Source organism: Rhodococcus sp. NPDC058639 (genome assembly GCF_042717545.1).
Taxonomy (GTDB): Bacteria; Actinomycetota; Actinomycetes; order Mycobacteriales; family Mycobacteriaceae; genus Rhodococcus.
On record NZ_JBHXRF010000006.1, the window covers coordinates 156946 to 171550 of the forward strand.

General features: G+C 66.5%; 15 protein-coding genes. 6 read left to right on the plus strand and 9 right to left on the minus strand.

Annotated features, from left to right (window positions below):
• Position 1: 1 nt before the first annotated feature.
• Positions 2-1420 carry an MFS transporter gene (locus tag ACFWU2_RS13515; RefSeq protein WP_378606642.1) on the minus strand — a complete coding sequence of 473 codons (1419 nt, stop codon included), beginning with the start codon at positions 1418-1420 and terminating at the stop codon, positions 2-4.
• Positions 1421-1655: 235 nt separating this feature from the next.
• Between ACFWU2_RS13515 and ACFWU2_RS13520 the strand changes: the two genes are divergently transcribed.
• From ACFWU2_RS13520 to ACFWU2_RS13530, 3 genes are all read left to right on the plus strand, one after another.
• Positions 1656-2330, plus strand: a complete 675-nt coding sequence (locus ACFWU2_RS13520) for a GntR family transcriptional regulator (protein ID WP_378606645.1) — start codon at positions 1656-1658, stop codon at positions 2328-2330.
• 134 nt (positions 2331-2464) lie between these two features.
• On the plus strand, positions 2465-2722 hold the full coding sequence (locus tag ACFWU2_RS13525) for a Rho termination factor N-terminal domain-containing protein (protein ID WP_378606649.1): 258 nt from the start codon (positions 2465-2467) through the stop codon (positions 2720-2722).
• Positions 2723-2775: 53 nt separating this feature from the next.
• Complete coding sequence (locus tag ACFWU2_RS13530) at positions 2776-3708, plus strand: hypothetical protein (protein ID WP_378606652.1); 933 nt, start codon at positions 2776-2778, stop codon at positions 3706-3708.
• 15 nt (positions 3709-3723) lie between these two features.
• On the opposite strand, the gene ACFWU2_RS13535 is transcribed toward ACFWU2_RS13530, so the two are convergent.
• Positions 3724-5226: an aldehyde dehydrogenase family protein gene (locus tag ACFWU2_RS13535; RefSeq protein WP_378606655.1), complete on the minus strand. Its 1503-nt coding sequence runs from the start codon at positions 5224-5226 to the stop codon at positions 3724-3726.
• 36 nt (positions 5227-5262) lie between these two features.
• Between ACFWU2_RS13535 and ACFWU2_RS13540 the strand changes: the two genes are divergently transcribed.
• The 3 genes from ACFWU2_RS13540 (at position 5263) to ACFWU2_RS13550 (ending at position 8000) form a co-directional block, all read left to right on the plus strand.
• Positions 5263-5712: an Lrp/AsnC family transcriptional regulator gene (locus ACFWU2_RS13540; RefSeq protein WP_378606658.1), complete on the plus strand. Its 450-nt coding sequence runs from the start codon at positions 5263-5265 to the stop codon at positions 5710-5712.
• A 66-nt stretch (positions 5713-5778) separates the two neighbouring features.
• On the plus strand, positions 5779-7116 hold the full coding sequence (lat, locus tag ACFWU2_RS13545) for an L-lysine 6-transaminase (RefSeq protein ID WP_378606661.1): 1338 nt from the start codon (positions 5779-5781) through the stop codon (positions 7114-7116).
• 50 nt (positions 7117-7166) lie between these two features.
• Positions 7167-8000, plus strand: a complete 834-nt coding sequence (locus ACFWU2_RS13550; protein WP_378606664.1) for a tyrosine-protein phosphatase — start codon at positions 7167-7169, stop codon at positions 7998-8000.
• A 53-nt stretch (positions 8001-8053) separates the two neighbouring features.
• On the opposite strand, the gene ACFWU2_RS13555 is transcribed toward ACFWU2_RS13550, so the two are convergent.
• From ACFWU2_RS13555 to ACFWU2_RS13585, 7 genes are all read right to left on the minus strand, one after another.
• On the minus strand, positions 8054-8413 hold the full coding sequence (locus ACFWU2_RS13555; RefSeq protein WP_378606667.1) for a VanZ family protein: 360 nt from the start codon (positions 8411-8413) through the stop codon (positions 8054-8056).
• A 31-nt stretch (positions 8414-8444) separates the two neighbouring features.
• On the minus strand, positions 8445-8825 hold the full coding sequence (locus ACFWU2_RS13560; protein ID WP_378606670.1) for a DUF1707 domain-containing protein: 381 nt from the start codon (positions 8823-8825) through the stop codon (positions 8445-8447).
• A 9-nt stretch (positions 8826-8834) separates the two neighbouring features.
• The gene (locus ACFWU2_RS13565; RefSeq protein WP_378606673.1) at positions 8835-9644 is read right to left on the minus strand and encodes an MHYT domain-containing protein; all 810 of its coding nucleotides are present in this window, start codon (positions 9642-9644) and stop codon (positions 8835-8837) included.
• A gap of 228 nt (positions 9645-9872) precedes the next feature.
• Entirely contained in the window at positions 9873-11663 is a 1791-nt protein-coding gene (locus ACFWU2_RS13570; RefSeq protein ID WP_169619836.1) for an acetyl/propionyl/methylcrotonyl-CoA carboxylase subunit alpha, read from the minus strand.
• A gap of 120 nt (positions 11664-11783) precedes the next feature.
• A complete protein-coding gene (locus ACFWU2_RS13575) occupies positions 11784-13235 on the minus strand; it encodes a condensation domain-containing protein (protein WP_378606676.1) in 1452 nt (483 codons plus the stop codon).
• A gap of 22 nt (positions 13236-13257) precedes the next feature.
• Positions 13258-13671 carry a SufE family protein gene (locus ACFWU2_RS13580; protein ID WP_378606679.1) on the minus strand — a complete coding sequence of 138 codons (414 nt, stop codon included), beginning with the start codon at positions 13669-13671 and terminating at the stop codon, positions 13258-13260.
• Positions 13668-14561: a sulfurtransferase gene (locus ACFWU2_RS13585; RefSeq protein ID WP_378606682.1), complete on the minus strand. Its 894-nt coding sequence runs from the start codon at positions 14559-14561 to the stop codon at positions 13668-13670. Before ACFWU2_RS13585 ends, ACFWU2_RS13580 begins: the two co-directional genes overlap by 4 nt.
• Positions 14562-14605 lie beyond the last annotated feature (44 nt).

Here is a 14605-nt window from a genome sequence, read left to right on the forward strand (position 1 = left end):
GTCAGATGTCCTCGGGCATGGGCTGTCCGACCGTTTCTCGGGGGAACTGCACCGCGACACCGCATACCAGGAAGAGTGCGGTCAGCAGGCCGAACATCGCGCCGACCCCCGAAGCGTCCAGGACGGCTCCGGCGATCAGCGGGAACAGGCCGCCGGACAGTGAACCGATGGCGAGGATGACGGACGTCGCCAGTCCGCGGATGCGGGTTGGGTACTGCTCCGGCGCGAAGAGCCAGATAGTGGTGTTGAGGATGATGACCGCGAAGTTGAACAGTGCACCGAATATGAGAACGAGTCCGATGTTCGTTGCGAAGAACCCGAACCCGAGGGCCGCGACAAAACCGAGCAAAGCGCCGCACGTCAGTGTCACCTTTCGGGGGAGTCTGCGTGCGATCAGCGCCGCGGTGAGCGCACCCGCGAGCGAGCCCGACTGCATGACGAGCGTGTACCAAAGGGCCGTATTGATGGACAGGCCACGCTCGGTCAGGATCACAGGAATGAGCGTGAGCATGGAAATCTGAGCCGCGTAAGACATGCAGACCGCCACTCCGAGCGCGAGTGTGGCACGGCGGTAACGCTTCCCGAACATCTCGGTCCACCGGGACTTCGGCGTAGCCTTCTCGGCCTCGGCCAGGGAAGGGTCGAGATAGGTGACCGACGTGTCGACAGGCCCGCGAAGTTTGCCCTGAGCGAGTCGTGCGATCACCAGGTTCGCCTCCGTGATCCTTCCGGTCGCGGCGAGATACCGAGGAGTTTCGGGCAGAGAGCGCCGAAAGACCACCACTGCGAGCGCAGGGACGACGAGGAGTCCGAAGAGCCAACGCCACTTATCCGGCCCTGAGAAGACGGCGAAGACGATAACGCCGAACAGAGGGGCCAGCATATTGCCCAGACCTGCTGCGGCGACGTTGATGAGACCGACCGCGGTTCCGCGGTGGCGCGCGGAGAAGAACTCGGAAAGCATGATCACGGCGACAGCGATTTCACCGCCGAGTCCGAGGCCGACCAGGAATCGGGCGCCCACGAGTACCTCATAGGTGGGGGCCAAGGCGCATATGAGCGAGCCGATCGAGAAAACGATCAGGTTGGCGCCCAGGAGGGTTCGCCGTCCCAGCCTGTCCATCACTGCGCCGGCCAGGATCCGACCGAGGGCGACAGCGGTGAAGGTTGCCGTATTCAACAGGCCGATCTGCGCTCCTCCGAGACCCCATTCGGATTTGAGAATCGGACCGGCTATGCCGACGGTGTTCTGTTCTATTGCGTCGAAGAAGACGCCGAACAACACCATCGCGACGATCCCGATGTGTGCGGACGTGACGCCGATCCGCGAGTAAGCGGCTTCGATCTGGCCGCTCAGCGTGGCTTTTTCAGCGGGATCGCCGAGGGGTGCACCGGTGGGATGGGTATTAGGAGCGCTCATCAAGCTTCCTCCGTTTGGTATACCAGTAGGTGACGAGAAAGCTATCGAGCGATACGACAGGTTGGGTTGCTGATGGGTTAAATAGCCGTTTCATCACCGGTGATCCCATGTAACAAGACCGCTCCCCGTTCCTTTAAGTCCGTCCCTCCAGACTCAACGAGGCTGGCTGGTATACCAGGGCTCGGTGGAACTACGCTCGGATGCGGGCATGATTGCGATCGAGCGGAAGGCGTCCATGACTGCAGGTAACGGGCACTCGAGCCTGTCTCGATGGGTTTTCGAAGAGATTCGTGACCGCATCAACGACGGACGGTTGGCCGCCGGTGATTCGCTCAGTGAGCGGGATCTGGGCGCAGAGTTGCAGGTGTCACGGGTTCCGATACGCGAAGCGCTACCGATGCTCGAGGCGGCCGGTCTCGTGTCTCTGTCACCGCGCCGGCCCGCAGTCGTAACGCGGGTGAGTCGTAGTGGTGTGAATCAGTTGTACGACATCAGATCAGCTCTCGAGCCCTTGGCTGCCCGGCGCGCGGCCGCCGCCGTAGCGAGCGGCAAATCCCCAGAGAGATTGTCAGCAGCGTTGCGCGCCGCCGCGGGTGCTCTGGCGAGTGGTGCTCTCGGTGATTTCCACAAACAGAGTGGTGCCGTTCACTCAGAGATCGAACAGCTCTGCGGGAACGACTTGTTGGGTGTGCTCATGGATCCCCTTCGTGAGCGCAGCAATCGCCTGAACGTCGCCAACATCCACCAGGATCCGCAGGCGCGCCACGCCGAACATGTCTCCCTCGTCGAAGCGATCGTGCAGGGCGATATCGATCTGGCGTCTTCGCTCGCCTACGCACACGTCGAGTGGGGCAGGCGCCGGACTTTCAAGACGCTGTCGTCCGTTCCCGGCTTCGAACCCGACAGTTAGCGCCTTCTGAGGCAGCACCCAGTGTGCGAACTGCAAGGGGTCGCCGGACGTCTGTAGGTCGGGTTTTCGCCCGCGGGGACGTGTGCAGGTGGGAACGGACGGGTACACCCGGCACAGCCCGAAAGGAGAGCACGATGCCGAACTCGTCGATCAAGAACGAAAAGATGTACGAGGAGTTGCGAGACGACGGCGCGTCGAAGGAGAAAGCTGCCCGGATCTCCAACGCTGCCGCTGCCGAGGGCAAATCCGAGGTCGGGAAGCGGGGCGGAAAGTCCGGCTCGTACGACGACTGGACCGTCGATGACTTGAAGAAGCGGGCGAAAGAACTCGGGTTGAGCGGCTACTCGAGCATGCGCAAGAACGAACTCGTGGACGCGTTGCGCAACCACTGACGGGAAGGCAACCTGGACTCGCGTGGCCCGGCGGGCCGCCGAGAGAGGTAGGCATGGCACTGAGCGTCGACGGCGACACCCTGTACTTCGAGTTCCCCGAGGTACACCAGGACGCCGAACTGGCCGTCTCGTTCCACCGCACCGTCCGGGTGCCCGACGACGGACACGAATACCCGCTGCCGCCGAGTCTCGGCCGGTTTCCCCTGCGTGTCGTCGACGATCGACCCGTGCTGCCCGTGTGGCAGTCCGAAGCCTGCTGGATCAAGTTCGACACCCGATATCCGTTCCTCGTCAAAGTCGGAGCGGGTGATATCGACGCGGTGACGGGCGGGCCCTGGACGCCGGAACCCGACTTCGACGCCGAGGACTATTTCGAAGTCCCGGAACAACCCTGGCTCGACGGGTTCTGTGTCGACGGCGGACTGGTCCGCCAGTTCGTGGCGATGCCGCTGGGCGCGGGGTACACGGTCGAGGAACAACTCGGTCAGGGGCCGGCCACCGGTGGAATCCGGATCGCGGCGTCGCCGATGAAGGCCGACGTGTACGAGCTTCGGCGCGCGCGAACCGACGACCGACAGCACATGATGACTTTCGCTCCGCCTCCACCGCCCGGCATGGGACTCGGTGCGGGCGGTTCGATCACCCAGCGCGTCGCGACGCCCGTGGAAGAACGCGGCGTGTGGGACACGGACCGTCGCTCGGCGGCGCACGTCGTGCTGGTCAACAGCGTGCAGTGGGAAACCTTGACGGGAGCAGCGCCACCGACCGAGCCGATCACCGCGCGCGACTACACCGAGCGTGGGTATCCGTGGTTCGAGGTGTACGACGAGTCGGTCGCGCGGAAAGCGTCCACGGCACTGTCGGGTGTCGAGACCGTCTCGCGCGTGCTGGCGCGCCGAGGGGAAGACCCTTTGGCCGGCAACGAGACCGTCGACGTGCCCGAACCTCTCAGGATCCGTCCGCGGAAGGGTCGGCGCCGCGCTTAGATCCGCCGTTACGGCTCAACCGAATTCGACACCCTGGGCAAGTGGGAGTTCGGTCGAGTAGTTCACCGTATTGGTTGCGCGTCGCATATACGCCTTCCACGAATCCGAACCCGATTCGCGACCTCCACCGGTCTCTTTCTCGCCGCCGAATGCGCCGCCGATCTCCGCGCCCGACGTGCCGATGTTGACGTTGGCGATACCGCAGTCCGAGCGGGAGAGGAACTGCTCGGCCTCCCGTTGGTCGAGCGTGAAGATCGACGACGACAATCCCTGGGGGACAGCGTTGTTCAGAGTGATCGCCTCGTCGAGGTCGTCGTAGGTGAGGACGTACAGGATCGGCGCAAACGTCTCCTCCCGTACGACCTCGGTCTGGCCCGGCATGCGGACGAGAGCAGGGGAGACGTAGACCCCGTTCCCGGACACGTCGACACGGTCACCGCCCGCGACGACGACCCCGCCGTCGGCTTCCGCGCGGTCGAGGGCAGCGCGCATCGCCTCGTACGACTTCTCCGAGACGAGCGGTCCCACGAGTACTCCCTCGTCGAACGGATTTCCGACGCGCAAGCCGGAATACGCGGTCGCGAGTCGCTCGACGAGTGTGTCGGCGATCGATCGGTGCACGATGAGCCGTCGGAGTGTCGTGCATCGTTGCCCGGCGGTGCCCGCGGCGGAGAACACCACCCCGCGCACCGTGAGGTCGAGGTCGGCAGACGGGGTGACGATCGCCGCGTTGTTGCCGCCGAGTTCGAGCAGGCACCGGCCGAATCGCGCGGCGACGCGGGGAGCGACGGACCGTCCCATCCGCACCGACCCGGTTGCGCTGACGAGCGCGATCCGCGGATCGTCGGAAAGGGTTTCTCCGACGCGGGCGTCGCCGAGAAGTAGGTGGTGCAGGCCGTCGGGCGCGCCCACATCGGCGGCGGCGCGGCGCAGGAGTGCGTCGCACGCGAGCGCGGTGAGCGGCGTGGTCTCGGACGGCTTCCACACCACCGGGTCGCCGCACACGAGCGCGATCGCGGTGTTCCACGACCACACCGCCACCGGGAAGTTGAACGCCGAGATGACACCGACGACACCGAGGGGGTGCCATGTCTCCATCAGGCGGTGGCCCGGACGTTCGGACGGCATGGTCCGCCCGTACAACTGGCGGGACAACCCGACGGCGAAGTCGCAGACGTCGATCATCTCCTGAACCTCACCCGCCGCCTCGGACGGGATCTTGCCGACCTCGAGTGTGACGAGTGCTGCCAGGTCGCTCTTGTGCTCGACGAGGAGTTCGCCGAGCCTCCGGACGAGTTGTCCGCGCGCGGGGGCAGGCACGTTTCGCCATTGTTCGAACGCGCTCGCGGCGCTCGCAATGGCGACATCGACGTCTTCGGCCGAGTGGAGGGGGAGTCGAGCGAGTTCGGTGCCGTCGACCGGGCTCGTGACGCCGAGGACACCGTCCTGCGGAAGTTCGACTCCGCAACGGCCCAGGGCCGCCTCTGCTCGTATGCGGAGGTCGGAGGTCGCATTCATCGGTGTGGTCCCTTCGTGCTCGGATAATCTGCGCGGGTGCCGGAATCCTCTAAAGACGCGCTGGACGACATCGATCGATTGCTGCTGCGCGAACTGGAAGCCGACGGCCGGGCCACCTTGGCTGCACTCGCCGACAAGGCGGGCCTGTCGGTGTCCGCCGTCCAATCCCGGGTACGCCGCCTCGAGTCACGCGATGTCATTCGCGGATACAGCGCCAGAATCGACCCTGAGGCGATCGGACTCGCGCTCTCGGCGTTCGTCGCCATCACCCCTCTTGATCCGTCTCAGCCGGACGATGCACCGGCGCGATTGCGCCATATCGACGCCATCGAATCCTGTCACTCGGTGGCCGGGGACGAAAGTTACATCCTGCTCGTGCGTGTCGCCTCGCCGCGCGCGCTCGAACATCTGCTTCAGCACATTCGCGCGACCGCGAACGTGGCGACCCGGAGCACCGTCATTCTCCAGACATTTTACGAGCGGTAACCGTAAACGCCGGTAAATTTCTTGTAATGAGGGCACCTTACTGAATATCGAACGTATCGTTCGGGTATGAGTACTGCACTCCGGCGCTCGGGCAGTGACGGATCCCTCCTTCCCGGCCGGGTTCACGACCTACTGCGGCAGCACCTGCTCACGGACGGAGCGGACCTCGTCCTCGACCTCGAACGCTCGCGCGGCGTACGACTGGTCGACCAGCGCGACGGCACCACCTACCTCGACATGTTCGGGTTCTTCGCGTCCTCGGCGCTCGGCATGAACCATCCTGCGCTCGCGGACGATCCCGGCGCCGCAGAGGAATTCCGCACTGTCGCACCGAACAAGCCGAGCAACTCCGACATCTACACAGTGCCGATGGCCAGGTTCGTCGACACTTTCGCCCGGGTCCTCGGGGATCCGGCCCTGCCGCACCTGTTCTTCGTCGACGGCGGTGCGCTCGCCGTCGAGAATGCTCTCAAGGCGGCGTTCGACTGGAAAAGCCGTCTCAACGAGTCCCGCGGACTCGACCCCCGCCTCGGAGGCTCGGTGCTGCATCTGACCGAGGCGTTCCACGGGCGGAGCGGATACACGATGTCGCTCACCAACACCGACCCGGTGAAAACCGCACGATTCCCGAAGTTCGACTGGCCGCGAATCGAGGCGCCCTATCTGTGCGACGGACGCGACGTCGCCGAGGCGGAGGAGCGCGCGCTCGACCAGGCGCGCGCCGCATTCGCCGAGCGGCCTCACGACATCGCGTGCTTCATCGCCGAACCCGTCCAGGGGGAGGGCGGCGACCACCATTTCCGTCCGGAGTTCTGCCGGGCGATGGCAGATCTGTGCCGCGCGAACGACGCGCTCCTCGTGTTCGACGAGGTGCAGACCGGCGTCGGACTCACCGGCACGACCTGGGCGTATCAGCAGTTCGGCGTGGCTCCCGACATCGTGGCATTCGGAAAGAAGACGCAGGTGTGCGGGATCATGGCCGGCGGGCAGATCGACGAAGTGCCCGACAACGTATTCACGGTGAGCTCGCGTCTCAACTCCACCTGGGGTGGCAATCTCACCGACATGGTGCGCGCCCGCCGCATCCTCGAGGTGATCGAACGGGACGGACTGATCGAGCGTGCCCGCACTCGTGGGGCGCATCTGCTGGCCGGGGTGCAGCAACTCGCCGCACGGCATCCCGCGGTGACGGAGCCGCGGGGCCGCGGACTGATGTGTGCGCTGACTCTGCCGTCACCGGACATGCGCGACGTGGTGCTGCGCGACCTGTATCGCGACGAGCGCGTTCTCATGATCGGGACCGGCACCCGCGGTATCCGATTCCGGCCGGCGCTGACGGTCACGACAGCCGAACTCGACGAGGCGCTCGCCGCTCTGAGCCGGGTGGTCGCGCGCCACACCTGAGAGCCGTGCGCGGCTTTCCGGTTCCGAGCGCAACGCCGTAGGTTGTCGACATGACCGATGCACTGGGCAACGAGGCAGCCGCAGACACCGCCTTCGCGATCCCGTCGCTGGCGAACTTCCGTGACATCGGCGGGTGCGCGAGTTCCTACGGTGGCGTGGTTCGTACCGGGGTGGTGTACCGCTCGACCGACCTGAGCCGGGTCACCGAGACCGATCTCGACACACTCACGGCGCTGCACATCGCGAACGTGTTCGACCTCCGCACCGCGGCCGAGCAGGAGCTGCGGCCGGACAAGCTGCCGGCGCATGCCCGGCACTTCGCACTCGACGTCCTCGCGGATCGGAACAACGGGTCCATCGCGGCAGCGCTCCCCGACATCGTTGCCGATCCTGCACTGGCCGCCCAGGCGTTCGGTGACGGCCGCGCCGTCGAGTATCTGCGGGGGAGCTACCGGGACTTCGTGACGTTGCCGAGTGCTGTCGCGTCGTATCGCGCTGTCGCGGAAGGTATTGCGCAGGGCGATGTTCCCGCGCTGGTCCACTGCAGCGCGGGGAAGGACCGGACGGGGTGGGCCGCAGCGTCCCTGCTCCTGTTCGCCGGTGCCGATCAGGATGCGGTGTTCGTCGACTACCTGCGTACCAACGACATGCTTCTTCCCACGTTCGACACGATGTTCGCCCGCTTCGCCGAACGTGGCGGTGACCCGGACATCCTCGTTCCGATTCTCGGTGTGCGGCGCGAGTACCTCGAGACCGCAATCGACGAGGCGCTCACCCGGTACGGCAGCATCGAAGGATATTTTGCGGCCGGCCTCGGCCTCGACGACACCGCGCTGCAGGCGCTGCGCGACCGCCTCGTGGCCCCGCAGGAGTCTGCGGGCTGAGCGTTCTCCGGGCGGGGCGGCCCCTCACGAACAGGCCGGTGCCGGAGACGGTTTCAGCGTGCGCGCGCTGCGCGGGCGCGGCGGCGGAGCGCCTCGGCGACGGCGAGACCGACAAGGATGCCGAGGACGTCGGCGCACCAGTCCCAGACCGATCCCGAGCGCCGTACCGCGACGGTCGCCTGCAGCACTTCGGTGAGAACCCCGTAGGCGGCCAGTCCCGCCAGCGTGATCGCGGGGGAGAACCGCGCGAAGCGGGAGCAGTACGCCAGCACCGCGAACATGAGCGCGTGGGTCACCTTGTCGGAGTGCGGCGGTCCCGAGGGAGTGGTGTCTCCGGGCAGGAGGAGCATCACCGTGACCGCGATGACGGCCACCACGAGTGGCAGCACTCGCCGCCAGGCGAAAGGGGGCATGGCGCCAACATTAGTCGGCGCTGCCGGGCGGTCAGTCCGAGGCTCGCCATTCCGTGACCAGGCGGTACGCCCTGCGCCCCAGCAACCACAGGGCGACAAGCGCGAGGAGAATCACGATCGGGTGCCGGATCGCGACGAGGATCAGCAGCGCGACGAGCACCAGCGGGACCAGTGTCACGAGGTTCAGATAGAGGTTCTCGCGGACTGGTGGGGGCACCAGGGCTGCCGGCGCCGACGGTAGATCGCGGAACAGCGGAACCAGGTCGCCGCGGGTCCGGGCTTCCGTCGCGCGGGTCACGCGCTCGTCGAACTCGTCGAGCGTGAGCCGGCCGGCCGCGAAGTGGTCACCGAGCAGCTGCACGGCTTCTTCGCGTTCGGCCGTTCCGATACGTACTTCGGGACGCTCGCCCATGCATCCAGACTAGTGGAGATCGGGCGTGCGGGGCGTGCCGGAATCCCAGGCTGCGATCTCGGCCTCGGCGAGCAGGTCGTCGTGGTTCGGTGCCGCCAGCAGCAGCAGCACGATCGCTCCGAGGACCACGAAACCAGCGATGAAGCCCGGGAACATCAGCGACATCACGGTCATCCCCGTGGGCTCGGGCGCGTCCGGCAGCACGTGCACCGCAACCCCGGCCATGCCGGTGTAGTGCAACGCGACCACCGCGGAGGCCATGACGGCCGCCGCCACGACGCGCATCGCCGCACTCTCCGCCACACCCGACAGCCACAGGGCCGTGAGCGAGGCGACCACCCCGATCAGCACCGATCCCACGATGTACGGACTCTGCTGTTCGAGTTCTCCCTGGACCCGCACCGCCGACATTCCGGTGTAGTGCATGGCGGCGACCGCGAGGCCCATCACCACGCCTCCCACAGCCAGTCGTTCACCCGGCGACCACGACCGCAGCCGCCGCACATCCGCCTGCAGAATCCACAGCCCGAACCATGTCGCGCCGATTGCCAACGCGACGGAGAGCAGGGTCGGCGGCAGGTCGTACCGGACCGGCGATCCCGGAACCGAGAAGCCCATCATTCCGATGAAGTGCATCAGCCAGATACCGACGCCGCCGATCGCCACACTCGCGAGGAAGGTCCAGCGTGCCCGGGACTCGGCGATCCGGGTGGCGTGGCGGGCGCAGGTCAAACCCGCGTAACACCCCACGGCAGACGCGAACCAGCCGAGAGCGAAGAGCCACATTCCCATGGAGAAGTGGTGGAGTTCGTGCGACATACGTCCCCTTGACGAACGGCGGCACGGCCCCTCCACGCATGCAGGGGTTACGTGCCGCGAATGGAATGGATAGTGCGACATCGACCCCGACAGTCTCGAAGAGAATAGGCCATAATGCCCTACGTCGATAGGGTCACATGACGAGGTGTGGAACCGGTCACTGTTCACACATGACGGAGGCCCCCGCACCGACGATGCGGTGCGGGGGCCTCCCGAGACGTGCTGGTGCTACTTGAGTTCGGCGAGAACCGTGCCCTGCGTGATGGCGGAACCCGGCTCGACCGTGAGCCCGGTGACGACGCCGGCCTTGTGCGCCGTGACGGGGTTCTCCATCTTCATGGCCTCGAGGACCGCGATGAGGTCGCCCTCGGCGACTTCCTGTCCCTCGGTCACGGCAACCTTGACCACGGTGCCCTGCATCGGCGCGGTGACCGCGTCGCCGGACGCCTTGCCACCCTGACCGCCGCCGCGCTTGCGCGCCTTCGGCTTCTTGCGGACGACGCCGGGGGCGCCGCCGCCACTGCCCAGAGAGAACTGGCCGGGAAGCGACACCTCGACGCGACGTCCGCCGACCTCGACGACGACGTTCTGACGCGGCAGGACCTCGTCCTCGTCCTCGACCGCACCACCCGGGGTGAACGGCTCGATGGTGTTGTCCCAGTCGTTCTCGATCCACTTGGTGTAGACGTCGAACTTCTCGCCGTCGCCGACGAACGCCGGGTTTTCGACGATGTGGCGGTGGAACGGGATGACGGTGGCCAGACCGTCGACCTCGAACTCGGCGAGCGCGCGTGCCGCGCGCTGCAGCGCCTGCTCGCGATTCTCGCCGGTGACGATCAGCTTCGCGAGCATCGAGTCGAACTGGCCGCCGATGACGTCGCCCTGGACGACACCGGAGTCGACGCGCACGCCGGGGCCCGTCGGCTCGCGGTAGACGGTGATGGGGCCCGGGGCGGGCATGAAGCCACGGCCGGCGTCCTCGCCGTTGATGCGGAACTCGAAGGAGTGGCCGCGCGGAGTCGGATCTTCCTTGATCTCGAGTTCCTCACCGTTGGCGATGCGGAACTGCTGGCGCACCAGGTCGATGCCCGCGGTTTCCTCGGTGACGGGGTGCTCGACCTGCAGTCGGGTGTTGACCTCGAGGAAGGAGACGGTGTCGCCCTGCACCAGGTATTCGACGGTGCCGGCGCCGTAGTAACCGGCCTCCTTGCAGATCGCCTTGGCCGAGGCGTGGATGCGGGCACGCTGGTCGTCGGTGAGGAACGGCGCGGGGGCCTCCTCGACAAGCTTCTGGAAGCGACGCTGCAGCGAGCAGTCGCGGGTGCCGGCGACGATGACGTTGCCGTGCTGGTCGGCGAGGACCTGGGCCTCGACGTGGCGGGCCTTGTCGAGGTACTGCTCGACGAAGCACTCACCGCGGCCGAAGGCTGCGATGGCCTCGCGGGTAGCCGACTCGAAGAGTTCGGGGATTTCCTCGATGGTCTGCGCGACCTTCATGCCGCGACCGCCACCGCCGAAGGCTGCCTTGATCGCAACGGGCACGCCGTACTGCTTCGCGAACTCGACGACCTCGTCGGCGTTCTTGACGGGGTCCTTGGTGCCGGCCGCCATCGGAGCCTTCGCGCGCTCGGCGATGTGCCGGGCGGTGACCTTGTCGCCGAGGTCGCGGATGGACTGCGGGGAGGGGCCGATCCAGATCAGGCCCGCGTCGATGACAGCCTGGGCGAAGTCGGCGTTCTCCGACAGGAAGCCGTAGCCGGGGTGGATCGCGTCGGCGCCGGACTTGGCCGCAGCGTCGAGGATCTTGTCGAACACCAGGTAGGACTCGGCCGAAGTGGTGCCACCGAGCGCGAACGCCTCGTCTGCGAGCTTCACGAACTGTGCATCGGCGTCCGGCTCAGCGTAGACAGCGACACTGCCGTACCCCGCATCCTTCGCCGCGCGGATGACCCGCACAGCGATTTCGCCGCGGTTCGCGACGAGCACCTTCGTGATCTGCGCGCTGGCATGACTGGGCACGGAGCCTCCTGCTATCGATCGTTAGGTTATTTCCGTCAAACGGCAGTCTAAGCACCAATCCGCTAGACGATGTAACCGGATGGCTTCTACACATTACGGTGCCCACCTGAGCGTGCAACGCTACTCGCCGGTAGGTGGGACGTCCCGATCAGGGGCTTCGGAGGCCTGCGCAGAAGAAGCCACCACGTCGTGCATCAGTTCGCGTGTCCGGTTCAGGAATCGGAGAACGTTCCTGGCCGCGACCGGATTGTCGGGGAACCGAACGGACATGTTCACGCCCTCGGGAGTCCGGTTGATCCAGATGTAGACGTCGTGGGCGAAGCTCCGGCTGCGCAGCGCGCGGGCGTTCCACTCCGGCCACTGCGCGGCCATCGGAACGAAGCGCACATCCATGTAGGACACGACGAACCGCGGACGGATGGGCACGCCGAGCAGTTCGCCGACGCGGTCGAACGGGACGCGAGCGCTGGCGCGGGTGCGGCGCAGTTCGCGTGCGGCGCGGGCGGTGAGAGTGTCGAAATCCGTTGCGCCCGTAAGGTCCAGGTCGATCGGACTCACTCCCACGAACCAGCCGAGTGCACCCGCCCACATCGGGCCGGTCCGGGTATGGGCGGGCGCGACGACCCGGAAATTGTCGACGCCCGCCAGTTCTCGGGTCGCCTCCCCGAGGCATGCGAGTACGCCCGCGAAGAATCCCGCGCCCGAGTCCTGACACCGCGCCGCGAACACCGACGCCTGCTTGTCGTCGAACCAGCGTTCCGCCGCACCCTGCTGCGCGACGGTATGCGACGGGCGAGGGCCGATCGGGAGCGGGAACGACGGCGCGTGCCCGCCGCACACTTTCAGGGTGTGCTGCCAGATGCGTACGGCTTCGTGCTTGTCGTCGAGTCGCTCGGAACCGTCGCGTTCGGCGGCGCCGAAATCGATATAGCTGCCGACGGGGAACAGTTCTGCGGGGCGGCCCGTCCGCTCCTCCTCGTACAGAGCGGTGATCTCGTGCGCGACCAGCACGATCGAATACCCGTCGATGATGGAGTGGTCGGCTCCGAAGAAAACCGTGAAACACGGTGCGGCGCCGGAGACCCCGGACGAGTCGTCCGGGAGCCGTTCGAGCGTTGCGAAGACGTACGCGGGCCACAGATGCGGGGTCGTGTAGTCGTCGAACAGCCCGTGGAGGTGGTCGCGGATGGTGCCGGGATCGCTCGGGTCGTGCCGGATGGAACGGAGGGAGATCCTGCCCGGGGGTGCGGTACGCCGGATGATCGGACTCTCCGCACGGTCGGATCCGGTCAGGCGTGTATGGCTGCGCAACGGCTCGTGCCGGTCGATCCACCGTTCCAGCGCGCGGCGGAACTTCTCGGGGTCGATCTCACCGTCGATCTCGAAAGCGGTACCCAGCCAGGATTCCCGGCCCCCGCCGTAACGGGCACCACTCGAACGCCTCAGGTGCGCCTCGTGGATGTAGGAAGCCGGCCGGGAGTCCTCCTGCCAGGCATCGTCTGCTGCGCACGGCAGCCATTCGGTCAGGACCCCCGCCGAGATCGGGTAGTCGGCCAACTCGGTGAATTGCATCGAACTCGCGGTTCCGCAGGACTCAGGAGCGGAGGTGACGTTTGATGCGCGCCAGCATTGCGCTCATCCCGCGCAACCTCAACGGGCTCACGACGGCGGCCAAGCCGAGCGCGGAGTAGAAGTCGTCCGGCACGTCGAGGATCTCCTTCGCGCTGAGGCCGTCCAGCCCCTGGTGGAGGATCGACGCGAATCCGCGCGTGGTCGGTGCCTCGGCGGGAGCACTGAAATGCAGTGTCACGCTGGAGGGGTCGGCGGCGTCGACCGAGAGGAACAGCGGCGACTGGCACTCGGGCACAGGCTCCATCGCCGCCTCTTCCAGCTCCGGTGGGAGCGGCGGCAGTTCCCGGCTGAACTCGAGCAGGAGTTGCAGCTTGTCCTGACCCTCGACGGCGGCGAAGTCGTCGACGATCTCGGCGAGGGGTGCGGGAATACTCATGCGACCGGCGCTGTTCCGGGCTCGTCGCCCCGGACGATCGGCACGCGCACCGCGTTGCCCCATTCCGTCCACGAACCGTCGTAGTTGCGCACATGCGGGTAGCCGAGCAGGTGCGTGAGCACGAACCAGGTGTGGCTGGACCGCTCGCCGATCCGGCAGTACGCGATGACATCGGCGTCCTTGTCGACACCCGAGTAGATCTCGTCGAGTTCGGCGCGGGAGCGGAAACGTCCGTCCGGAGCAGCGGCCTTCGCCCACGGAATGGAGATCGCGGTCGGGATGTGACCGCCGCGCAGGGCGCCTTCCTCCGGGTAGTCGGGCATGTGGGTGCGCTCGCCGGTGTACTCCTGCGGCGACCGGACATCCACGAGCGGAACGCGGCCGAGGTGGGAGAGGACGTCGTCCTTGAAGGCGCGGATCGGGGCGTCGTTGCGTTCGACGACGGGGTAGCCGCTCGTCGTGACCGACGGGATTTCGAGGGTGGTGTCGCGGTTCTCGGAGATCCATGCGTCGCGGCCACCGTCGAGCAGGCGGACGTCCTCGTGACCGAACAGTGTGAACACCCACAGTGCGTAGGCGGCCCACCAGTTCGACTTGTCGCCGTAGATCACGACGGTGTCGGTGCGGCGGATGCCCTTGCGATCCATCAGCGCCGCGAACTGCTCGCCGTCGATGTAGTCGCGCGTCACCGGATCGTTGAGGTCGAGATGCCAGTCGATCTTCACGGCGCCCGGAATGTGCCCGACGTCGTAGAGCAGCACGTCCTCGTCGGATTCGACGACCTTCATCTCGGGATGCCCGAGGTGGGCCGAGAGCCACTCGGTCGACACGAGACGAGCGGGATCCGCGTAGGCGGCGAACGACGAGTTGCTATCGGGTGCGACGGGCACTAAGAGCTCCTGGGGCAGTGGTGGCAGGTGCGAAGTCGATTCTA

Coding starts and splice junctions, on each gene's coding strand:
- ACFWU2_RS13515 (WP_378606642.1), bottom strand. CDS start 1,420: ATGAGCGCTCCTAATACCCATCCCACCGGTGCACCCCTCGGCGATCCC.
- ACFWU2_RS13520 (WP_378606645.1), top strand. CDS start 1,656: ATGACTGCAGGTAACGGGCACTCGAGCCTGTCTCGATGGGTTTTCGAA.
- ACFWU2_RS13525 (WP_378606649.1), top strand. CDS start 2,465: ATGCCGAACTCGTCGATCAAGAACGAAAAGATGTACGAGGAGTTGCGA.
- ACFWU2_RS13530 (WP_378606652.1), top strand. CDS start 2,776: ATGGCACTGAGCGTCGACGGCGACACCCTGTACTTCGAGTTCCCCGAG.
- ACFWU2_RS13535 (WP_378606655.1), bottom strand. CDS start 5,226: ATGAATGCGACCTCCGACCTCCGCATACGAGCAGAGGCGGCCCTGGGC.
- lat (WP_378606661.1), top strand. CDS start 5,779: ATGAGTACTGCACTCCGGCGCTCGGGCAGTGACGGATCCCTCCTTCCC.
- ACFWU2_RS13550 (WP_378606664.1), top strand. CDS start 7,167: ATGACCGATGCACTGGGCAACGAGGCAGCCGCAGACACCGCCTTCGCG.
- ACFWU2_RS13555 (WP_378606667.1), bottom strand. CDS start 8,413: ATGCCCCCTTTCGCCTGGCGGCGAGTGCTGCCACTCGTGGTGGCCGTC.
- ACFWU2_RS13560 (WP_378606670.1), bottom strand. CDS start 8,825: ATGGGCGAGCGTCCCGAAGTACGTATCGGAACGGCCGAACGCGAAGAA.
- ACFWU2_RS13565 (WP_378606673.1), bottom strand. CDS start 9,644: ATGTCGCACGAACTCCACCACTTCTCCATGGGAATGTGGCTCTTCGCT.
- ACFWU2_RS13575 (WP_378606676.1), bottom strand. CDS start 13,235: ATGCAATTCACCGAGTTGGCCGACTACCCGATCTCGGCGGGGGTCCTG.
- ACFWU2_RS13580 (WP_378606679.1), bottom strand. CDS start 13,671: ATGAGTATTCCCGCACCCCTCGCCGAGATCGTCGACGACTTCGCCGCC.